Source organism: Pseudomonas sp. RC4D1 (genome assembly GCF_018390395.1).
In the GTDB taxonomy this organism is placed as follows: Bacteria; Pseudomonadota; Gammaproteobacteria; order Pseudomonadales; family Pseudomonadaceae; genus Aquipseudomonas; species Aquipseudomonas danubii.
Map to the genome: position 1 here is coordinate 77524 of NZ_JAHBAW010000003.1, position 21667 is coordinate 99190.

At 52.1% G+C, this 21667-nt stretch carries 20 protein-coding genes and 3 pseudogenes; 14 read left to right on the forward strand and 9 right to left on the reverse strand.

Annotation, left to right across the window (positions count from 1 at the left end; all coding sequences use genetic code 11):
• Window positions 1–26: 26 nt before the first annotated feature.
• Together KHO49_RS25290 and KHO49_RS31170 are read right to left on the reverse strand one after the other, a co-directional pair.
• Entirely contained in the window at window positions 27–287 is a 261-nt protein-coding gene (locus KHO49_RS25290) for a DUF6429 family protein (protein WP_123392720.1), read from the reverse strand.
• A gap of 132 nt (window positions 288–419) precedes the next feature.
• Window positions 420–1460 carry a hypothetical protein gene (locus tag KHO49_RS31170; RefSeq protein ID WP_249735840.1) on the reverse strand — a complete coding sequence of 347 codons (1041 nt, stop codon included), beginning with the start codon at window positions 1458–1460 and terminating at the stop codon, window positions 420–422.
• 133 nt (window positions 1461–1593) lie between these two features.
• Here KHO49_RS31170 and KHO49_RS25300 point away from each other — a divergent pair, with 133 nt between their 5' ends.
• From KHO49_RS25300 to KHO49_RS25350, 12 genes and pseudogenes are all read left to right on the forward strand, one after another.
• Window positions 1594–2181 (forward strand): hypothetical protein, encoded by a 588-nt coding sequence (locus KHO49_RS25300; RefSeq protein ID WP_123392722.1) that lies wholly within the window; start codon window positions 1594–1596, stop codon window positions 2179–2181.
• A pseudogene (locus KHO49_RS31175) lies at window positions 2182–2530 on the forward strand (transposase family protein); the annotation flags it as partial.
• A pseudogene (locus tag KHO49_RS25305) lies at window positions 2524–2734 on the forward strand (IS3 family transposase); the annotation flags it as partial. The pseudogenes KHO49_RS31175 and KHO49_RS25305, both read left to right, overlap by 7 nt.
• Window positions 2735–3007: 273 nt before the next feature.
• Window positions 3008–3526 carry a sugar O-acetyltransferase gene (locus tag KHO49_RS31325; protein WP_123392725.1) on the forward strand — a complete coding sequence of 173 codons (519 nt, stop codon included), beginning with the start codon at window positions 3008–3010 and terminating at the stop codon, window positions 3524–3526.
• A gap of 20 nt (window positions 3527–3546) precedes the next feature.
• On the forward strand, window positions 3547–4785 hold the full coding sequence (locus tag KHO49_RS25315; RefSeq protein ID WP_102880289.1) for an aminotransferase class III-fold pyridoxal phosphate-dependent enzyme: 1239 nt from the start codon (window positions 3547–3549) through the stop codon (window positions 4783–4785).
• Window positions 4763–6550, forward strand: a complete 1788-nt coding sequence (locus KHO49_RS25320) for a thiamine pyrophosphate-binding protein (protein WP_249735842.1) — start codon at window positions 4763–4765, stop codon at window positions 6548–6550. Before KHO49_RS25315 ends, KHO49_RS25320 begins: the two co-directional genes overlap by 23 nt.
• Window positions 6551–6646: 96 nt before the next feature.
• A complete protein-coding gene (locus KHO49_RS25325) occupies window positions 6647–7492 on the forward strand; it encodes an SDR family NAD(P)-dependent oxidoreductase (RefSeq protein WP_213666017.1) in 846 nt (281 codons plus the stop codon).
• On the forward strand, window positions 7485–8108 hold the full coding sequence (locus KHO49_RS25330; protein ID WP_213666018.1) for a DUF1349 domain-containing protein: 624 nt from the start codon (window positions 7485–7487) through the stop codon (window positions 8106–8108). Before KHO49_RS25325 ends, KHO49_RS25330 begins: the two co-directional genes overlap by 8 nt.
• A gap of 6 nt (window positions 8109–8114) precedes the next feature.
• Window positions 8115–8900: an HAD-IIB family hydrolase gene (locus tag KHO49_RS25335; protein WP_213666019.1), complete on the forward strand. Its 786-nt coding sequence runs from the start codon at window positions 8115–8117 to the stop codon at window positions 8898–8900.
• 18 nt (window positions 8901–8918) lie between these two features.
• Window positions 8919–9944, forward strand: coding sequence for a methyltransferase (locus KHO49_RS25340; RefSeq protein ID WP_213666020.1), 1026 nt, complete (start codon window positions 8919–8921; stop codon window positions 9942–9944).
• Between the two features lie 109 nt (window positions 9945–10053).
• Window positions 10054–11244: an MFS transporter gene (locus KHO49_RS25345; protein ID WP_349628984.1), complete on the forward strand. Its 1191-nt coding sequence runs from the start codon at window positions 10054–10056 to the stop codon at window positions 11242–11244.
• Between the two features lie 82 nt (window positions 11245–11326).
• The gene (locus tag KHO49_RS25350; protein WP_249735844.1) at window positions 11327–11650 is read left to right on the forward strand and encodes a hypothetical protein; all 324 of its coding nucleotides are present in this window, start codon (window positions 11327–11329) and stop codon (window positions 11648–11650) included.
• Window positions 11651–12050: 400 nt separating this feature from the next.
• Here KHO49_RS25350 and KHO49_RS31190 read toward each other — a convergent pair.
• The 6 genes and pseudogenes from KHO49_RS31190 to KHO49_RS25375 all read right to left on the reverse strand — a co-directional run.
• Window positions 12051–12233 (reverse strand): annotated as a pseudogene (locus KHO49_RS31190) (hypothetical protein); the annotation flags it as partial.
• Window positions 12234–12235: 2 nt separating this feature from the next.
• Window positions 12236–12865, reverse strand: coding sequence for a His-Xaa-Ser repeat protein HxsA (gene hxsA, locus KHO49_RS25355; protein WP_081818692.1), 630 nt, complete (start codon window positions 12863–12865; stop codon window positions 12236–12238).
• Window positions 12862–14091, reverse strand: a complete 1230-nt coding sequence (gene hxsC, locus KHO49_RS25360; RefSeq protein WP_213666022.1) for a His-Xaa-Ser system radical SAM maturase HxsC — start codon at window positions 14089–14091, stop codon at window positions 12862–12864. Before hxsC ends, hxsA begins: the two co-directional genes overlap by 4 nt.
• A gap of 5 nt (window positions 14092–14096) precedes the next feature.
• Complete coding sequence (hxsB, locus tag KHO49_RS25365) at window positions 14097–15584, reverse strand: His-Xaa-Ser system radical SAM maturase HxsB (protein WP_213666023.1); 1488 nt, start codon at window positions 15582–15584, stop codon at window positions 14097–14099.
• Entirely contained in the window at window positions 15581–15886 is a 306-nt protein-coding gene (gene hxsD, locus KHO49_RS25370) for a His-Xaa-Ser system protein HxsD (RefSeq protein ID WP_349628986.1), read from the reverse strand. The genes hxsB and hxsD overlap by 4 nt, the downstream gene beginning before the upstream one ends.
• A gap of 591 nt (window positions 15887–16477) precedes the next feature.
• Window positions 16478–16759, reverse strand: coding sequence for a hypothetical protein (locus KHO49_RS25375; RefSeq protein WP_092316092.1), 282 nt, complete (start codon window positions 16757–16759; stop codon window positions 16478–16480).
• A gap of 860 nt (window positions 16760–17619) precedes the next feature.
• On the opposite strand from KHO49_RS25375, the gene KHO49_RS25380 reads away from it, so the two are divergent.
• Both KHO49_RS25380 and KHO49_RS25385 read left to right on the forward strand, forming a co-directional pair.
• Window positions 17620–18402 (forward strand): hypothetical protein, encoded by a 783-nt coding sequence (locus KHO49_RS25380; RefSeq protein WP_213666024.1) that lies wholly within the window; start codon window positions 17620–17622, stop codon window positions 18400–18402.
• Window positions 18389–19507: an ATP-binding protein gene (locus KHO49_RS25385; RefSeq protein WP_213666025.1), complete on the forward strand. Its 1119-nt coding sequence runs from the start codon at window positions 18389–18391 to the stop codon at window positions 19505–19507. Before KHO49_RS25380 ends, KHO49_RS25385 begins: the two co-directional genes overlap by 14 nt.
• 179 nt (window positions 19508–19686) lie before the next feature.
• Here the strand turns inward: KHO49_RS25385 and KHO49_RS25390 are convergent, their stop codons facing one another.
• Window positions 19687–21537, reverse strand: coding sequence for an NERD domain-containing protein (locus KHO49_RS25390; protein ID WP_213666026.1), 1851 nt, complete (start codon window positions 21535–21537; stop codon window positions 19687–19689).
• Window positions 21538–21667 lie beyond the last annotated feature (130 nt).

The following is a 21667-nucleotide window of genomic DNA, read 5'->3' on the forward strand; positions in this document are numbered from 1 at the left end:
CAGCTATTTTATGACGCGGGAAGATGTCAGGTATTCGAGTCGGATACCTGCCCCGCATGCGTCCTTGACCCGAACAACCGGTCGGCTAGCTGCCGACCTCGCTCCAGTCCTTGCGCCGTCAACCAGATGGATTTGTTTGTGTTAACTGGATCACTGATGAAACCCTGTTCATGCAGTCGATTCATGATCTGGAAGTCGAACCCTTTCCACGCATTACCTTGGTCGGAGCTGTAGGCTGCCAACAGGGCAAGCACTGCGTCTTCGATCAGCCTATCGTCGTATTCCATGGCCGTTACTCCGCTTTTGTTCTTCAAACCCTCGGAAAATCCCCGCCATTCTCAAGATAGCGGGCTTCCTCGGCCAGTCAGTACTAAGGCGGCGTACGTGCGGCGCTCGGTAATCTCAAGCCGGACCCCGATTCAACGTTGCCAGCAGGCCGCGAAACGCTTGCACACCTCAAAGCGCTGATCCAGGTCGGCCATGCGTGCCTGATGTGCGCTCAGTGTTTCCTTCAGCAGTGCTTGCTGGGCTCGGTAGTAGTGCTCCAGCATTGCATTATTGGTCGACATTGCCTTGCTACGGTCGGCCGCTTCGCTGTCGGGCAGCAGTTCCTTGATCGCCGGGGTGTCGAGCAGGCCCAGACGGTTGCTGTAGTCATCCTTGTACAGCTGCAATGAACGAGCCTTGGTGCCCCTCATCTCATTGGCGAACTGCTCCAGATTCTGCCGATATTCAGTCCAATAGACATCGGGCAGGCTGAAGTCGAGGCGCTCTTTGCGCTCCGCTATGGATTTGTCGAGCAGTGTTTTCTGGACTGAAGGGGCATCCTCGGCGTCGGGCTTCATTTTCGCGATGACACTCGCGTCGACGATCTGCGCGATCAGCGCTGCACGCTCCGCTGACTGCGGTTGTGCTTCGGTGGGCTTGGGGAAAATAGGGTTGTGGCCGGCGCAGGCGGGCAGGCCTTTGTTGGTCAGCACGATCGGCGAGCGCACAGTCTTGCCATCGATCTGGCGCAGACGGCTAAGGGTGACCTGGCAAGTGCGACCTACTCGGCGGAAGTCCGCTTCATACTCGCCGCCGCTCTGCGGGGTAAAGTTGAACCCCACGGTGCACACGCTGCCGGTGCTCAAGGTATTGGCGCGCGCGAACAGCTCATGACCCGGTTGCAGCCGCACTTCCAGATAGGCCTTGGCATCCTCGGGGGCAGCGGCACTCATGGCGGCCCGTCGCCGGGTATTGGCGCTGAACAGGTTATTGAGCAGCCCCGTGGTTTGGCCGCCGCAGTGTTCGGCATCGAACAAGTCGAGCGTCGAGCTGTCACTGCTGCTGATAAAGCGCAGCTTCGCCGCATCGGGTGCACTGGCGTCCGGGTAGGAGCCGTTGAAACTGCACCCGCCAAGTAACAGCGCGGCAATGCTTACAGCGCCACGCACGCGCCATTGGGAAAAACAGAACATGTTGATAGATCGTCCTTGATGCACGAATGGGCGAAAGGCCATCATGCTAAAGAAGGCAGTCGCCGCCGTCTAGCGCGCCTGTCGTCCCTGAATTTTTCTGGGGTTTTTCTTTGTCTTCCACCGAGGTAGCGGAATGTTTGGCTCGCGCAACATCTTTGCAATTGGCCTGATCGGATTACTGGCCGGTTGTTCGTCAATGCCAGCTGAAATGGCGTTGAATTCACCCGTTTACAACGCGCAAAACGCGGGTCTAGTGGTCGGCGCGCTGCTGGAAGGCGGCCCCTACGGAACCTACCTTGAGTTTCGCGATATCAAGAGCGGCAAGACTTATGGCTGGGGACCCAAGGATGATTACTCGGCATGGCTACCTGCCGGTGATTATGAAGTGAGCCGCCTGGGTCACCGTCGCGGGGCCATGGGGGCTTACTCCAAACCGCTGCGTTTCACCGTCACCCAAGGGCAGCTCAATTACCTTGGCGAGATGGTCTACGGTTGCTCGGCCGTCGCGCAACCGGCTGCGGTGTACGGGGTATTGAACTGCGGGGCCCTCGCGCTTGGCGAATGCACCGTCCCTAGCCCTAACGTGAACGTATGCGTGGTGGATCGCCAGGATCAAGCGATCAAGCATTTTTTGCAGCAACACCCCGAGCAAGCCCCTTTACCCGTGCGTAACGCGGTCATGTCGGCAGCAGCCTCTGTATCGAGCGTCCGCTTTCCCTAGGTTCTGTGCTCGGGCGCTGCCTGGCGCGACGACGGTACGTTTGAGCGGATACTGGAGCGCTTGCACATCCAATTGAACCGGGAGGGGCTGATCGATCTGGACACCTAGATGATCGACTCCACTGCGGTACGTGCAACCCGAGCCTCTTCAGGAATCGGGAAAAAGGGGGACTGGAGAACCGCTAGATCATGCTTTGGGCCTAGTCGAGGCGGCCTTGCTACCCAGATTCACATGATCTGTGACCCACTACTGCGACCGGCATCGAATGCTGCCGGTGATCCCACTGCGGGCTATGCCACGCAAGCCTCGGCTCTTTGATCGTCCAAAGTATCGGCAGCGGAACATCATTACCGCCGCATCCGCTTCGTATCCCCTTGCGCAGCGTTATCGCGGCGAGGATCAAGAGGTGCTGGCCGAGCGTCATGCGCTGTAGCAGCAAGTCCTTTATCAACCTGCGCATCGCTGGTCAGGTGCGACGCGTAATGGGCAGCCCATCGGCGTCGTCACACTCAATCCAGAACGGAAGCAACAGGCCCTGAAAACAGTGACATGACAATACGACTGACGTAATAACAAACTTGCAAGGCGCTGGTGGCGAGTGTAGAAGGTGGAAAAATTTCAAGAAGTGCCGAAGTATATTTAAAAAATAAATAGTAGATGGAGATGATGATGGCTGAAGGGAATCAGGCTATTGGGGAAGTGTGGGCGTTATTTGTGGGTGGTAGTGGCGGGCGCGGAACTAATGATCGTCTTGTTTGCCCCCGTTTACTTGCCGATCAGCACGGCATGAGTGCTCTCTGTTACGCCCGTGTGTACAGGGTGGCGTATGCGTGAGTTCATGACATTCGATGCGGCGGAACCTGCTTTAGTTGCCCGTAGGCGCACCGCTCGTGCGTTGTGTTCCTCCATCAGCAATAACCCTGATGGTCGGGAGCCGCTTTATAAACTCCTGTTCGGATCAGTGGGTGAGGGGTTTGAACAGTGGGGCAATTTATTTTGTGAGTTTGGTTCGAACATAAACATTGGTGATGGTGTTTTTATTAATGCCAATGGGGTGTTCCTCGATGCGTTTGAAATAAACATCGGGAACCGTGTGTTTATCGGGCCTCATGTCGGTATTTATACCTCTAACCATGCCAAGGATCTTGAGCAGCGGCGTCGTTATATAGAGTTGGGTGCACCTGTAGTCATTGAAGATGATGTATGGATTGGCGGCGGCGCAACAATCTTGCCGGGCGTCACAGTGGGTAAAGGGTCAATTATCGGTGCGGGTGCTGTCGTGGCAAAGTCGGTTCCGCCACACAGTAAAGTGCTGGGCGCTGGTTCTCAGGTTTATCCGATCTAATTAATAGAGGGCGTAAAGGGATGTTTGTCTATCAGTCACGCGTGAAAGACCAAATTGTTGGTTCTGTTAAAGATGTCAGTGTTCATGCAGAGGGTGGCATCTACACGGATGCGATTTCGGGCATGTTTAACGTACCGTTCGGGTATTCGTGCGACCCCATCAAGCAGCATATTTCCAAAACGTTGACGGATCTGCCTTTCCACCCCAAGGATCATTTCTATTCGTCCGAGCTGTTTGAAACTTCAGAGCTGCTGCTCAAACGCGCGAAGATGGAAGATGGCGGCGTGCTGTATGTCAACAGCGGCTCGGAAGCCATCGAGTCGTCGATTGCCATGGCCTTGGAGTATCACCAGCGCAAAGGCAATACGTTCAAGAAGAAAGTGATCTGCCGCAAGCACTCCTATCACGGCGCCACCTTGGGGGCCCACAGTATTACCGGCAGGAACGATTTCAAGGACCTGCGTTGCAGCGGTTACGACACTATTCGGATCAACCCGCCATTCCCTGTCGTTCACGAAGGTCAGGCGTTGGAAATGCACAGCGTGGCGGATGTGGAGAATATTATTCTTCATTATGGTGCGGAGCAGATCGCTTGCATCATTTTCGAGCCGGTCAACCATTTGAAAGGGATGCGGCAAACTCCCCGCGAGTATCTGATCGGTATTCGTGAACTGTGTGACCGTTACGATATTGTGATGATTACCGATGAAATCGTGACCGGCGCCTCTCGAACCGGAGAGTTCTTGAATACCCATCAGTTTGGGGTTTCTGCCGATATCGTCGCGCTCGGTAAAGGCATCAGCGGTGGTTATTACCCGGCATCCGCTATGGTGACATCCCATAAAATCGCCTCGGTGTTTGACAAGCCAGAGCCGTGGATCCCGTTTTCCTATTCGCATACCTATGCAAGCAACCCGGTTTCGATCGCGGCCATCAATGCGTCGATGCGCGTGCTGGAACAGATAGAGGCCGCAGGGCAGTTACAAAAACTCATTACAAAGACTCAGGCGCTGTGTCAGGAAATCGCCGGGAATGAGCGTATCGCCCGGATTGAATCTCAAGGCTTGCTGATCGGCATAACCCTGGACTCAAGCCTTGGGGAGCAGGCAGGCAAGAAATTGGGTGGGCTGTGCTTTGAAAGGAAGTTGATTATCCGAGGTGAGGAAGATTGGGCTTGCCTGGCGCCCGCCTACATCATGTCAGAGGAAACGCTAAGTGACGTGTTCGAGGTGTTGAATGAATCAATTAGTCAGTTATGACCTCGAGCCAGTTGCCAGCCTGTTGACGCCGTTACATGGCATTCGTCAAAGCGTGCATAAACGGAAGGCGTACCTGACGGCCGATGAGTATGTGCGTGCCAATGAGGAAGTTGAAGTCGGTATTGCCGAGGCGTCCAAGTGCCAGACGATCAACGAACTGTCGGTAGCCATCGCCAGACAATTTACGCCTTTCTATTCAGACGTCAGGGTGTGCCTGGAGCGGATTCATGAAATTGCCGGTTACGGAACCCTGGCATCTTGCCTGTCGTCACTGAACATTGCCGAAGCACTGTTTGCATTGGAGTTCTGCAATGCGGCAGGGGTGGCCAATCAGGATCTGGTAATTGGCAGGGGGCATATTGCGCCACTGTTTTATGCTTATCGTCACGTGCTCAACGGTATGCCTTTGGCTTTTTTAGCTGCGGTTCACGACAAGGTTCCGGCCGTTGTCAATAAACACTACGGTTTTGCCTACAGCATGCGGCACAGCCTTGGCGAGGGAGTGGGCATTGCGTTGGGGCGGGCGAATGCCAATCGTGATGCACGTGTTATCTGTGTGGCGGGTGACGGTGAATTGAACGAAGGGGTGTCTTTCGAGGCGATTCGCCTGATTGGCGAACTTGAGGTCAAGAACCTGACGTTGATAGTGGACAACAATGGCAGAGGGATTGACCCACTTCCCGGGAAGTTGAGGCCGGAGTATCTGGCCGCCTACTTTTCTGATGTTTATGAAGTGGATGGACACGACACCCAGGCGATCAGTGAACACATTCGCCAGGCAGAGAAGGACCATCGGTCGACCGCGATCATCTGTCATACCGAAAAAGGCGTTCACTCCTTCAAACGTGCCAGCCATCAGAGTTTGATGACGTCAACGGACGATCAGCAGAAGAATGATCTCAGGAAAGCTTCCAGTTGCAGTCGGACGGCCGACATTATCGAAGAAGTTCGGTCAGGGGCACCTGCCCATGTATTCACCGCGGATCTGGCCGCTCGGTTTGGCCTTAAGTCATTGTCCGGTTATTGCAACACCGGCCTGGCCGAGTCAGCGTTGCTGACCTGCGCGATGGGGTGCCCGGATGATGAACTGAAGTTTGTCCTGACCGATGACAAGTATTACCTCAACGCAATAGATGTACTGCACTCTGCTTTGATTGCCTGTCGTAATTTGCATGTCATTGGCGCTCGGAAGAACGGTGTGTGGGGCGGCGCTACGTACGCCTCAACCGTATTCAGCTTGCTGACGGAAGAAACCGTATACGAACTGACAGACCCTCTCGATCTGTTGGCCTGTATTCATCGGCAGAAATCAAAGGGTGGAAACGGCCTGTACTTAATGTACGACCAGCCCATGGAAAGAGTGTGTGCCCTGAGGGAGAAGTACCGGAAGCTGTCTGAAGATATCTATATTTTTCAGCCCGAGTTTGCCGCCGGTTCATTGATAGTGTCATCGGAGTCGATGGCATACGAAGCCTTTCAGGTCGCCACGACAAAAAGATGCACGCATATCCGGTTTCTGTCCGTTCGACCGGATCTTGAGCTGGTTAAACAGATGCTGAGCCAATGTGCCGAAATTATTGTCGTAGAACATAACAGTGGTCGCTTCAACCTGGCTGAATACATTGAGTCCAGTTTGCTGATTCGAGTTCGCAAGGTCTTCAGTGATGCCTATGAGTGGCCGACCATCGAGCCTTTCCAGGCAAAAGTTGCACCTCAAGTACTGGGTGCATTGTTGGCTGACCCGCCGTACGCATTAGTTAATTAGACTTCACACGTTTAAATACCGTTTCAACTATTTATTGGTTTTCTGAGCCCTGTATAGGGTTCGGCAGGCCTTCTATGGATTCAGGAGCAGTGGTTTATGACGCAGGGAAATAAAGCGCAAGGCAAGTTGTCCGGTAAAACCATGATCGTTGTGGGCGGTGCCAGAGGCATCGGCGCCGCGATTGTTGAAGTACTGGCCAAAGAAGGTATTCATGTCTACATCTTTGATACCGACCGGACACCCAATGCAATCAACCACTATCAAACTCAGGAGGTCAGTGGTTATCAGGCGGCTCGCACGCTGGCGGCGGATCTGGTGGAGCAAGGGCTTTCGGTAAAGGCCATTGCGGTCGACGCAACGTCTGAAGCCCAGGTCATAGAAGCCGTAGGTGGCGTTGTCCATGAGTCAGAGCACTTTTACGGCCTGGTCAACGCCATTGGCAGCAGCCATCTGATCAACACGGTTGAATCAGCGCTGAGCGAGTTTGACGCGATCGTGCAAACCAACCTTACAGCACCTTACTTGACGTCGCGTGAGGCTGCCCGCGCACTGATCCAGAGAGGCAAGGGCGGCGCGATCCTGAACATCAGCTCCATTGCCGCAAAAGTCGCCTTTCCTGGAATATCTTCCTACTGCGCCGCGAAAGCCGGGTTGCAGGGCTTCTCTGGTGCCTTGGCGCTGGAGTTGGCCACTCACAATATCCGGGTCAACTGCGTTTGCCCCGGCATCGTCAAAACCAATATGTGGAAGTACCTGGAGAACCGCCTCATCGAGCCCAACGAGTCGCTGGATGACTTGTGGGCTCGCATGGAGGGCCTGATCCCGCTGGGGCGTACACAGATCCCGGAAAACATTGCCCGGTTCTGTCTGGCGGTGCTTGAGAACGAAGACATCACGGCTCAATCCCTGTCGGTCGATGGCGGAATGAACCTGTATGGATGACACCGTTGGCACTACACCTCTTTTGCGCGAAGACCCGAACACCGTACTGAGGATCAGTGATCGTGTGTTCGGTGCCGAGCATTGCGCGCAGCTGCGTTATGTTGCGCCGGTTCTGAAACTGCGAAGCGAACCCGGTAGCGATTCGTTCAATATTCCAGGGCTTCATACGGTGGACAGCTTGGGCACTTTGCTCACGTCGGTGACGGGAGAATTTGCCCTTGGCGCTGACATCAAGTTATTCAGCCTGGCCAAGTTTGATGCTGCAGGGCTCTTTCTTCACGTCGGGCTGCACAAGCTGAAGTTCGGTGTTGAAGAGTACGGCAGCAACAAGAAGATCGTATCGGTGCATTCATCGCCCTATAGCGATGAAGTCAATGGCATCGAAGTAAACGATGAGCCTGTGCGGCTGTTCATTTCGCGAAGTGGGGATGTGTTCTCGTGTTATCTGAGTGGCTCTGAGGGTGCCGTGGTTTTTCATCGGGCGTTCTATGTGAGCAACTGCCCGGATGAAGTGCGCGTTGGGTTTAGTGTGCAGTCGCCCTTTTCCGAGGGAGCGGTCGGGGAGTTTTCCCGGATTGAAATATCCTCACAGTCCATGGGACTCATCAGAGAGTGAGCAGGTATGACGAGCAAAGACACCTGGTTGATAGTTTCTGATTTTGACGAGACGTTTATGCCGGTCTTGTCGTCTCGCGAGGCGGATGCCGGGATAGACAAACTGGAAAGCTGTTTGAATCAACTCAAACGCAAGCACCACCTGTTATTTGGCTGGGCCACGGGAAACAGTCAAGCGGTGGTCCTGGACAAGATGAAGAGATACCCCGAGTTTCCCTGGGACTTTGCACTGACCAGTCTGGGAACCGAGTTGTACTGGAATCACCCGGACAGTGTTCTGGAGGATGAGGGTTGGCCGTTACAAGGCGCTGGAACGTTTGCAGAGCGGGTCATGAGGCTGAGCACCCTGTTCGAGCGAGAGGGTATTGAGTTGACGTTGCAGTCGGAGGCTTTCCAGCAAAAGCGCATTCGGGGTTATTACTTGAATGCCGATGGCAATGAAGCAATCGCCATCGAGCAGATCCATAGACTCTGTTTGCAGGTGGGCCTTGAGGCCTCAATTACCTACGCCAGTGCCGCCGCCGGCGACCCTGAGAATGTCTACGATGTCGCCATCATGCACCCGGGGTGCGGAAAGAAGCAGGGGGTCGATTTCATCGTCAAGAAACATGAGATTTCCCCCGCCAAGGTCATCTCCTTCGGGGACAGTTGCAATGACATCGAGATGTTGAAGGCCTGTTCACATGGTTACCTGGTGGGCAACGCTTCGCATGAGGCCAGGCAGGCGTTTGATCGTGTTGTTGAGGGTTTCTATTGTCATGGCATCGTTGATGGTCTTCAACGGCATTTTTGAAATGGGATAGGCATCTACATGGACAGTACAGTGCACACGGAGCATCACAGTGATAAACAGATATTTGATATCTACTTCGGGTTTATCAATACCTACACCTTGTTTTTTGCCGATGAAGTAAAACTGTTTGATCTGCTTGAAGGCAAAGCGCTGAGGCTGGGGGAAATCGGCTCGGCATTGGAACTGGCACCTCGGGCCGCACAGGCGCTTGTGGCTATGTGCACCAGTCAGGGGCTGCTTGAGAAGCGTGGGGAGTGCTATGGCCTGACGTCTTTGGCGCAAGCGTTTCTGACCCGAAAGTCGGAGACCTCGTTCAGTGGGGTCCTGCAATCCGCACGCCACAAAGAAGATGCGTTCTCTTATGCATTCTTCAAAGAGTCGATGCTCAGTGGAGAGTCCGGGTTGTTCGGTGAGACTGATCTGTTTGAGAACAATGCGCAGGACCAGTTACACAGCGAAATTTTCACCAAGGCGATGCACAGCAAAAGCAAAGGACCGGCTCGGGCCTGGTCGGGGCGGATTGATCTGTCCGGGTATAGCTGTCTTCTGGATGTGGGCGGTGGTTCGGGTGTTCACTCTATTTGTGCGCTGGAGAAATGGCCTGAACTGAATGCCGTGATCTTTGATCTTCCCTATGTCTGCGACATTGCCGATACCTACGTCGAGCAGTACCGAATGGCGGGGCGCATCACAACCCATAAAGGAGACATCTGGGCGTCTGAGTATCCAGCCGCCGATGTGCATCTTTACAGTGATATTTTTCATGATTGGCCGCTGGACAAGTGTCTGTTTCTGGCCAAAAAGAGTTTTGATGCACTACCCAGCGGCGGCCGTATCATTCTTCATGAGATGTTTTTTAATAAAGAAAAGACCGGCCCACATAATGTCGCGGCTTATAACGCGAACATGTTGCTTTGGACCCAGGGTCAGCAATTGTCAGAGACCGAGATAAGGGAGCTGCTGACGATCGCCGGTTTTCGCGATATTACAGTTTCCCGCACGCAATACGGTGACTGGAGCCTGGCAACCGGAATCAAGCATTAAGGTTGCTGACAACCAATGCCCGGTGAGGGCGTTTTGATCACACAGTGTGAACTCAAGGTCCGGCGCATTCGCCCCGGACTTCACTTGTGTCTTCTTGCGGGAGATTAAAGTGATCCCAGTACGTTACCGTATTCTTTGTATTTACTCCGGCATGCTGGCGTTGACCCAGTATGAATGGATGCGCTTTGCACCTATCACGGATCAGGTGTCCACCCAGTACGGTATTACTTATGGGGAAGTCGGTTCATTGTCTTTGGCTGTGACGGCACTTGCATTACCGCTGGCACTTCCCAGCGGTGGCCTGATTGACCGGATATCGGTGCAAACAGCGTTGCGTATCACCGCCATTGCCATGTTGTTGGCGGCATTGATCCGGGTGTTACAACCCCATTATGAATACCTGCTTGCCGGCCAACTGTTGTTCGGGTTTGTTCAACCCTTGACCATGTCGCTGCTCGTCAAGTTGATGATCACCTGGTTTTCTGAAGATGAACATGTGCGGGTCACGACGCTGTTCAGTACGGTGATTTTCCTGGGTATAGGCTCCGCGTTCATGATTGTCCCGTTGACGGAGGAGGGGAACGTCAGCAGTTCGTTGTTGATTGACGTCGCGATCCTGGGGCTGATTGCGCTCTTGACCTTCATTTATGTCCCGCGAGATAGCCCTCTTGTGCCAACAACGTCCGCTCCGAGTAAGTCCGGCGGCCGTTTACTGGCGGAGGGTGTCGATTTATTGCGCACGGCTCCGTTCACGGCTGTTTTGCTGATGATTTTTTTAACCAACGGCTATTTCTCCGCCATTACGACATGGCTGGAGCCGATCCTGTTGCGTCAGGGGATCGATGCCCAGGTTTCAGGATTTATCGTTGTTCTAATGTTGGCCGGTGGTATCGCGGGTATGACGTTCATGCCTTTATTGGTTCGTAGCGGTGCAACCGTGGGGGGCATTCTGTCCGGGGTTTCATTGTTGGCAGGGGGAGGCACGGTACTGCTTTTCACCTCGGGTTCCCCTTGGATATTGAGTCTGGCAGGGATCGTGATTGGTGCCGCGCTGTTATCTCCGCTGCCTCTTCTGCTGCAACTGATAGCCGACACTGCCGGACTCTCCAGGTCGGGGACGGCGACCTCAATTTTCTGGTTAGTCGGCAATATTGGCGCCACGATAATGATCGCGACGTTGGGGGTTATCGCCGACCACGGTGACTGGGGAATGGCAGCGGTATTGCTGTGTCTGGTTCTGGTCGTCCAGATAACGATTTCTCTCATGGGCTTTCGAATGGTCGGCGCTCGCACTACCTGACAGCGAGCAGTCGAGGAACATTCGCATAGCTGCAAATAGGGGCCTGGCTATGGGGCCAAGGTTAAAGGGGCGAGGGTAGTTTATGAGTACAGTGTCGCAGTTGAATGAGCTGCTTGTTGCTCACAACTGCTTGCGCGCCATTGAGATTCAGTTGAGCGAAGATGGGGGGGCTTATGATTTATCCCTATCGATTTCAGTCTCTGAAAAGGCAGGGGCTGATGTCGTGCGTATCAGATATTTTGATATCAGCCATTTTACGTCCCGTGATATTGGCGGCGGGTTGACTCAGTTGATGCATATGAGCGTGAGTCAGTTGGATTCGGGTTTTGACCGGATGCGTTATCAGTTGGTTGATCTTGAAGATAATAAGTTGTCGTTTTGCTTCTCATCATTTTCGGTTGAGTAGAGGCTGCGAAAGAGAGGCGGTGCGTAGTTGGAGTTGGGTGTGCAATTGGTGGTTCCGCTTTTACAGCGGCGGGTTTGAGTACATATCCATTCCTGCGGGTGCGGCTGCTGGCGGTTTCGCTCTTACAGCGAGTCACTTTGAAAAGCCCAAAGTAACCAAAGGCTCCTGCCCCTCCACTCGGTGCCTCGCCTAGGCTCGGCATGCCCGAACGAAGGCATTGATCCGTGGGCCGCCGCCACAGGCCATCCATGGCCTGGGGCGGCTAACCCGGCGTCCTGCCGGGTTGCCCACGGATCAATGCCTGCGTTCGGCCATCGTGGTTAAGGGGGCAGGAAGATCAAAAGCCAAAGCCAAAGCCAAAGCCAAGCGCGTTTTACGCGCTGGTTGAGTTCAATGGCGTTCAGCGCTCTTGCGCTGTTCGCCACTGAATCACCTCCAGCACCGCGCAACCCTCCCTGGTAAGCAGATGCACCCCTCGTGTGAACCGCGTCAAATCGCAGTCGGCAATGTCTTTCAGGTTAAGCGTGGACAGCGTGTCCATCAGATCCAGCACCACGGTGAAACGATGGGCCGCACTGCTAGCACCTAAGGAATGCGAATGCCCAATGCGTTTAATGTTGGTGTGTCCATCTGTCCGTTTACGGTCAGGCCGTTGTCCGTTTGAAACGACATCAGCGCTCCTCGAGTCCCTTTGCCCATCACGCCATCGATTGCTCCTTGGTAGTACCTGCGCACCATTAAGGCCGTTTGCACTCGTATGACCAGGTTGCTTTTCTGTACTTCGCTAGGTCGTGTTCGCGTAGTCGTTGAGGTCGAGCCTGTCGATGTACCAGATGATTGGTAAAAAGAGCTGCTGGTTGATGAGCCGGAAGAGCTGCTTGAGCCGTAATTCGAGCTGCTTGGTGTGTTGTAGCTGCGAGTGCTCGTGGCAGGAGGGTTGTAGTAGCGAGGCGCGCTATAGCCACTTGATCCACTGTAATGAGAGCTATGGGAGCTGTGCGAGCGGTGTGAACTATGCGAGCGGTGAGCTGCGTACATATTGGTCGCATCAGGGGCATTGAGCGTGTCGGCAAAGACTGGTGGCTGACTCTTCTCCCGTGGCTCCCAATTTGTATCGGCAAGTGGCATTGGGTTGGCCTGGGCAAGGTTGATACTCGCGACCGGCAACAGGGTCATGCCCCCAATCAGGATTTTCCAGCGATCAAGCAGTTTCACTGTGCGCTCCTTGCGTAGGCATTGAATGCCTCAGTTGATAGTTGTTTTATCCCACGGCTTTGCCAGCGCGCGGTATGAGATTTGAAAAAGCCCGAGCATTGATGAGCTGCGGCGCATTGTTGGCAGGTGTCGATGAACAGATTCTTCCAGTCTGAGATGCTCTGGCGTGCAAAGCGTGAGAGATGCGCAGGTACCAGGCACAGAGGGAGGTTATAGATTGAGACCGGTAATCCTCGGTTGTGCAGAAAGTAAATGGCCTGACTTAGCGACTCTTGGTAATCCAGAGGATCAATCCACAGCTCCTCATAATGCTTTCGTGCTAAGCCAGTACTCTCTATACCCATCAGTGCAATATGTCGTACGAAGGGCAAATTACGGAAAATGTAGTGAGCGAGCTCTGGAAGTCGTGGCGTGGTCAGTCGGCTGAGGACGACGCGAATCTCGATGATCTGGTTGGCTCGAGCGAGGTTGTACAGCCCTTGGAGTGTTTCGCTAAAGGCCCCTGGCGCCTGCACTACGTGGTCATGATCTCTTGCGTTGTCGGCATACAGCGGGATGCCCCAACTAAGTTGCGGATGCTGGATATGAGCAAGTGACTCTATCCAACTCGGATCCTTGAACAGCCGGCCATTGCTCAATACATGAATAGACTTTTGTCGAAGCACAGTTTTGCACTTGGCTAAGATTTCTAACAAACCATCGCGGTAGAGCGTGGGCTCCCCGCCGCTGATGCCTAGGTTCTCCTCGCCAGGATCCATTAGATCGATTAGACGAAGGTTTTCCTCAATGTGCCAACGATCATCAATATCCTTAGGTGGTTGGGAGCACATCAAGCAGAGGCTGTTGCAACGATCAGTCATGAACAGCAGGTTACTGTCGGAGCCGCGTCGATAGAGAACTCGGACGATCGGGCTTCCGGGTGTTATGGCAATTACGTCACCAGGGCGAACGACATCTGGATCTTTTGGGGAGTGAAGTCGCAGCTTGCCGACCTCTGCACTCCCGCTAAGTTGTTCCGGAGTAAGGAAGCCTCCAACGGGTAATGATAGTAAGTGCGGGTTACGTTGAAGCTCGGCATCTGGCAGCCACAGTATTAGATCGTCGAAGCTCACGTCCCCAGCGCAGATGGATACGCCTTGTTCAATGAACTCGTCTACGGTGACGACCTTCAACAACTTAGGTTCAATTAGATGCTGGATCTCGAAATGGGTATCTTTTCTTAGCATCGTTCCTACCCTCGATACCCAGGGGAGAGGACTTCGGAGTAGGCGCGACGATTTAGCCAGGAAAGCAAGACGCGTTGGATATCATCGTCGCCATCTCTCAATAGTTCGAATAGATGTTGAAGTAGTCCTAGATTTTTCTTACAGAAGCTACTGAAGGCACGGTGACCAATCGGATCGCCTTGGCGTGCGAAGTGTTCCACAGGGTCGGCGCCGCAATAGGGGACGAGTGCGCAATCCACGCAGCCCGGTAGTGTTTCGGCAACACCACTTGCTAGCAATGCTTCCATGACTGGTGAGCGTAGTAGCTCGGCTAACGGCTGATGCACGCTGCCTAAACGCAAACCATCCTCGCCCATTTCCAGCAGCATTCTTGCTTCGTCAGATGGGTATACGTAGCCATCGTAGTTATAAACCAAGGCTGCGGTGCCGGCACCGGCAGGTGAGCGCAGATCGACATAGCCAGATGAGAAAGGCGTCAGGATGTTCTTTAACAGTAGACTTGCGTAGCTCTCTGATAAGTACACACCTTGTTGATTGATTTCCAGCAGGTAAGCCAGCGCTTCCTTGTAGAACGCCAAATAACGTTCCATCGAGTAGTCCAGCCGTTGCGCACCCTTCGAGGCGAAACCGTAGGGGCTTAAGGGGCGAAGGGAGATACTGGAAAACCCCTGGGCTACATACTCGTCGATGATCGCTCTTGGTTGCTCAAGGCTCCTCGCTGTTAACGTCGTTAGAGCCGAGACAGCTTCATGGCCTAGGTATTCGCGGACGCGACGAATGCCGTCGAGGGTTCGTTCATAAGAGTCTCGGGAGGGAGTGGGGCGGTTAGCGTTGTGTAATGACGCCGGTCCATCGAGCGAAGTAGAAAACTGGATGTGATGCTTCTTGGCGAAGACGAGAACTTCTTCGGTCAAGTGATGGAGTGTGGTTGTGATGACGAATTGGATATCGCGCTGTTCCACGACGTTCCGTTCCACTATCCATTCGATGATCTGGCGGACGCGTTCAAAGGCCAATAGAGGTTCGCCACCTTGGAACTCTACCGTGAGGGCTCGAGCGTTCGACTCGAACATGCGGTCTACGGCAGCACGTGCATCTGCTTCGGAAAGGTCATGTCCAGAGCCACCTAAAGGTGCACGTGATACTTGGCAATACTGACATGTATGGTTGCAACGCAGAGTCACCACAAACAGGTGTAATGCAGGACCTTGCAGGAGGAAGTCTTTCCGACTGCGGTACTGCGCCGCCATCTCCGGAATTGGATCGTGTTGATCTGGCTCGTAAATAAAATGACGAGCGAGTAGATCCTTGTATAGAGAGGTTCCTGGCTGTACGCGCTTAAAACTTAGATCTCGAAGTTGTGGATCGGTGACATGGAGGTACTCGCCTGTTTCAGAAGTAAGCAAAATATCCCGTTCATTCCCTGAACTCATACGCATGAAGCGAAATGGCAGGAGGCGATAACCTTGGGTTTCGGTGGCTATCAAGGTCATTGAGGCAACCCACATCCAGTGAGTGCGGCACGTGCCAAGACTTCTCGCAATCCAGCCGTTTCACTATGGATGTGGTCACGTAAAGCAAAGTCATTCAGATGCTGGAGAACTAGCGCCCGTGCGTGATCAATAGAGAGGGCTGTTTGGGCGCTGGAAGGGTAGATCGTGAGGTTGATAAAACCAGGCTCAGGAGTGATCTGAATAGCCAACTCAGCGGCCAAGCTATAGGCGGTTCTTTGTGCTGCGCTGAGAGGGTATGTGGTGTCGCTGAGGTGCAGAGTGACTGGCCATGTCATCAACATCAATCCTTGAAAAACCCTGAAGAGTGTGCGGATTTTGCCGAGTTCCTGGGCGATTGGCCATCATTCGTCGCAGCTTTCTTTTAAAATATTTCTGCGCTCGCGTTCTTGACTCCAATCGCCCTGCTAGGCGGTCTTGCGAATGGCAGCTGTAAATCAGCGATTTCCCCGTAGATGCCGGCTGTCAGCGAAGTTCGTCAACGATGACGCGGAGTTACCTTCTTACCGAATGCACTTGGGGCGCTTGGCGTACAAATCCGTTTCTGCGGTCACGGCCACTGGCGCTTTCGCCCTTACGGCGACTCACTTTTGAACAGCGCAAAAGTAAGCAAAACGCTCCTGCCCCCGCATCCGGCACCTCTCTAAGGCTCGGTGTTCCCTCACTCCGGCATTGCTTCGGGGGCACGCCGCCCCAGGCCATTAATGGCCGGGGGCGGCTAGCTCGGCATCCATGCCGAGCTGCCCCCTACGCAACGCCTGCGTTCGGCCTCCTGAAGGGGCAGGCAGATCAAGAGCAAGATCAAAAGCCAAAGCAAGATCAACGGCCGGGGCAAAGCCAAGCGCGTTTTACGCGCTTGTTGAGTTCAATGGCGTTCAGGCCTCTTGCGCTGTTCGCCACTGAATCACCTCCAGCACCGCGCAACCCTCCCGGGTGAGCAGATGCACCCCTCGGGTGACCCGCGTCAGATCGCAGTCGGCAATGTCTTTCAGGTTAAGCGTGGACAGCGTGTCCATCAGGTCCCGCACCACGGTGAAACGATGGGCCGCACTGCTGGCCAGATCGCTCAGAGAGGCTTGGGTGTCGAGGTAGAAAACGGCTTGGTTGGCGTCGTGGGTGTCGACGGCGGTAAAGCGCGAGAGTGGCTGGTCAATCATCGGTACAGCTCCTGTTTATGGAGCAATCACCTGGGTTGCCGACGACGAAGAAAATGACCGCTGTGCGCGCCTATGACGACCGGAGAATCACCGCGCACAGCCGTCATAACATCCTGTCGCGGGCACCGGAAAGGCGACTGCAAAGGTGTTGTGGACGCTGATGCTGCGTTGTAATTCGACCGGCCAAGGTCGTCGCGGATTTTGCTGCGAGGGGGAACTATAGGGGGTGGGGTTTGGAAGCGGCAACCGCGCATTGGGTGAGATGTTTGAGGGAGTGTTTCGTCGCGTTAGCAATTGTTGCATCAGGTGAGTTGCCTAGGTTCTGTAGACACACCTGAGAGGCAGCTTTCGGTCAGAAGCGGTCACTCGCTGACGTCTTTTTACGACCAAGGATAGACATTTGACGCATTTACTAATGCTAGAGGGGCGTTTCAGTAAGCATCTGCGATCTAATGGTACTTAGATCGGTTCGCCCGAATTTTAAGCTCCTCGCTGGCGAGCGTTGGAATTTTCCTATACAGCATCGTGTGGCAATTCGGGGGAACATGACGAAGGTCCGTCACGGGATTTAAGTCGTCAGCGTTTCCAATCTCGGCGAAAGGTCTCAAGTGATGGGCGTGAATAAGACCTTCATCTAATTCTCTATACGTCGTAGCAAAGTCGAATTGACAAACAGAGCATTTTCGGGCCAGAAGTGGATAGATCGCGTCTATAGGAGCGACGTGCCAGTCTCTGTTGTGATTGAATTATTGGATTAAGGGCCAATTGCCATCTTAAGTTTTGATCCGTATGCTAACCGGATTGTAAGGCCCTGCCGAGCAGAGTTTGGATCAACTCGGGTCTATATGGAGATACATTGAGTGCTTGAGTTTTTTGCCACACAAAGCCCATTGGCTAATTTTCTGACTATTGTTACTGGTGTGATAGGACTTCTAAGTCTGTGTGTTGCTTTTAGCAAGAAATTAAGACGCTGGTTAAAGAGTAGGTTTCTACCTGAAACCTTTTCTAAACTAATAACTAAGCATCGTTTGGATCAAGTATCTAATGAGTCGCTTAGGAAGGTTGCTAGGATTGCAGTAATTGATGACCATTTGGAAGACATACCCTTGAACGAGCTTAAGGCGTATGGCTTTAATGTGGATCCATACGTTTCGATTAGCTTGTCCGACTCTGAGCGATTTAAGATCTATGACATAATATTTTTAGATGTGAATGGTGTTGTAAAAGAAGATCTTGAGTTAGGCGGCGCGAAGCTTTTGCCTTTCCTGCGGCGCAACAATTCTCGCCAGAAAATATGTGCAATCTCACATAAAAAGTACTCCGCAGCTAGCAGCAAATACTTCTTAGCAGCTGACGAAGTACTGGATAAGCCACTAACGAGCCGAGACTGTATTTCGCTTATAGAGGAGTTTCTTGAAGAGAAACTCATGCCTACAATAATAGCAAGCAAGCTTGACGCTTCGTTGACGAGCGTGAGTAAGAAATCTAGGAAAAACCTAATTGGTGATTTTTTAAAAAAAATCCCGCTGGATCCAGCTGCCGCAGGTTTCGTTGATTTAAAGAAAACTCACGCGTTTCTGTCAAGGGAGCAAGAACTTAAGTTGCTGGATTTGATGAGGGTTGCTAAGAATGAGCTTGCTTAATGAGATATTTAGCTCTGGAGCCCTCCTTACTTGGCCAGTATGCATCAATGGAGTGAAGGTAACAATTCCTCCAGACTCAGCTAAAGCCTTCGTGGTTCCTGATATTTGCTTCAGGAGCTGTGGGGTCTTTCCGAAGTGTATAAAATCTGAAGAAGTTATTGGTGTAGAGCATATATGTGACTATGGCGTTTCATACTACAAGACTACAATTGGTAATGATCAGGTATTGATATATGGGGTCAAGGGGACAAAGCTCCAAGATCGAGAGTGTTTAGATTTATCGAAAGGCCTTGTCGCTATAAGTTCTGGAGAGATTGCTACTTGGAAGAATGGAATAAATAGACTGCTCGCGTCTATTGATAAGTCTTTTATTGATAGGCAACAAGAAATGCTCGAACCCCTTCATGACCCCAGTCGTTTGACCAAACAAATCAAGGATCTCTCTGTTGCATTAGCCAAGCGAATGTGGGGTAGTGATGACCCTGAATCACCATCAGCAAATGATAATCCTGAGCTGAAGTCATTGGTCAAAGCATCGGAAATGCTCATGGAGCAGTTTGATCTACTCACCATATACTTCAATCCGGAGGCAGCAAAATTTGGAAGGAAATATAGCGTATCAATCCATGGTCTACTTTTTAAGCTGACTAAGATCTTGAAGCCTATTGCTACTGAGCAGGGTAGATTGCCCCTTAGCATTTACATGGAGGGGGAAACGTTTAGAAATGTTAACGTCTACAGAAGCTTCAAGCTTATACCATTCGCATTAATTAGTAATGCTGTAAAATATTGTGCACAGGGGAACGTAAAGGTCATAGTTATTGACCGTAACCCTGAGATCGAGGTCCGAGTTGAGAACGTAGGTCCTTGGATTGAGCCTAATGAAACAGAATTGATATTTGATAAGCGACAGCGTGGCAAATGGGCAAAGGAGATGAGTATAAGCGGAGAGGGGGTTGGGCTGTATTTGGCTCAAACAATAGCTAGCGCCCACAGAATGAAAATCCATGTTTCTAGTGTAAAAACGGGAGAGGAGGTCGGTGGTATTATAATGGCAAGGAATTCCTTTTACTTCATAATACCTAGGTTAGAGCTAGAGTTGTGAATGTGTGCCTAAAATAATATTCATCTTTTTACTAGCAGTCTCTTTCATAATAGCGCTCCATTCGTCGTCAATGACTCCTTCTGGCCGATAGCCGTCGGTACGAGTGGCCGCATTCGACCCAAAGCGGTCACTCGTAACGGTCAGTTTTCCCCATAGCGCAGGGCGACTGCACCTATCGGTTATTTAGTCCGATTTTTTTTTCGAGAAGCCCGACCCTGCTTTTGTCGAGCCTTCTTTGCCGTCTTCACAGCTCTGCTTTTCGCCCGGTTTTTTTCATGCGTTCGAAAAAGCTTTCTCCTGTCTAATTGGACTAAGTCCGCAGGCTCAATGGTGAGCTCATAGCTCTCACCGTTATTTATACAAGCATAAATTTCATCCAAGATATCGGATTCAGTGATGTCCAGTGGAATAACGTCTGCTCTGGCCTCAATGTAGGCGTGCAGTCCTCCGTGCCGTAAAAAGGCTCCGAAATACTCAAGTTCATCAGTCCCAATAACTTTCCCGTGAAGGAGCGAACGCTGCTCCAAGTATGCGGTCAACGTATCGATTCCCTTTTCGAGGTGTAGTAGGGCATCCACCAAGTATTCAAGGTCGGTGATACATATGACCCAGGGGTATGGAGCATCGAAGTCTTTCTCTAGTAGCAAAGCAAGATTCGTTGCAACAGGCCCGAAGTCGTCTCGAGTAATGCAAATGCAATAAATGTTATCGATATGTTCTCGTTCAAGATTTACTAATAAGTTACCTTTCTTATCGTATAGGGCAGTAGTCGCATTTTCGAGCAATCGCTTCCTCAGAGTATTACCTTGTTCATAGGCCTTTTGGATGCCATTCCTTCCACGAAAGTGGTCCCTGATTCTCAGCGCCGCTTTCGACGGATCACGAAGCGGTTCCTTTGGCGGTGAGGCTTTGGCCTCAACTATGTAAACGTTCGATTCGTGGACGATCACTAAATCATGCTCGCCGTGCGAGTCAGGTCGGTCAAATGCGCTTTCGAAGAAACGCGCACCCTCCGGAAAAAGTCTCTTTAGGTGTTTATGAGCCATCTGTTCGAGACGACGGTCCCGTTCTTTCAAGTATCGCGACGCGGCGGATGTTCGTGTCAGATGCCGTTCTAGCTTTTCAATGATGGCTTGGTAGAACGAATTATTTCCTATGTAGAATATTCGCTCTCCATCTGTAGTAAGTAACGGACGGTCTATGATCGGATTGGGTTCGGTAATATATGTGATCGGAGCCGCGTTACCGCGTACGGTAACAAAGTGCTTCATTACGGAGTCCGTGATCTCTATACCGAGGTTATCCACTAACTGTTGGCGCTTGACCTCGAACATGGTGGTGCTTCCATGCTGGAACGCCTCCATATTTTTCTGTAATTGGGCATCATCGCGTACACGCGCCATAGCCAATTTAAATTCCATTCCGCCCTTCAAGTCTTGAACGAACCGCTGATGTAGAACTTTTATACCTTCAATGGCATCAGCTACGGGCCTCACGTTATCTTGAATTACCGATTCGATGTAACTCCCCACACTGAGCAGATCATGGTGAGATATCCCGAAGGCCTCAATGGTTTCTTTCTCAAACCCATCAAAGCACGCAGCAATCCAAGTTTTGATTTGCTCCGTAGATGTTTTGAAACCGGCCATGAAATAGTGCATAAACGCCGGCATAGCGATTTCGCGTTGACGATGCCACTCAGTGCTTAAACCGGCGATATGCTCCTGCTGTGTAGGAAAATATGCAAGCCCGTAATTCGTGAAAATTGATTCTAAACGACGCACTAGCTGTGTATTTCGACCATCGTTCAATGATTTAGCAACCGGCGGTTCTGGCTGGCTACTCGCTAGAGCGAGCAGATACATACCCTGCTTGAGAGGAGATCCTAGATTTTTTTCACGGCGACCATCATTAAAAGCGCGTTGTTGCATCGTGACGAAAGTTGTTAGCTCTTGGAGGCTCAGTTCAGCAGTGAGTTTTTTGAGGCTAGTGACCTCGGATAACAGATTTTTGTGCAGAGTTGAATTCATGCCTTTCTGTGACTCCTTTCAATAATGAATATTATCAACGCTTCAGTGTGAGGCTAACGTCCACACTATCGGGCGCTAGGCCAAGAGTCCATGCTGAGGTTACAGAATCGAATAGTCTGTACAGTCTGAA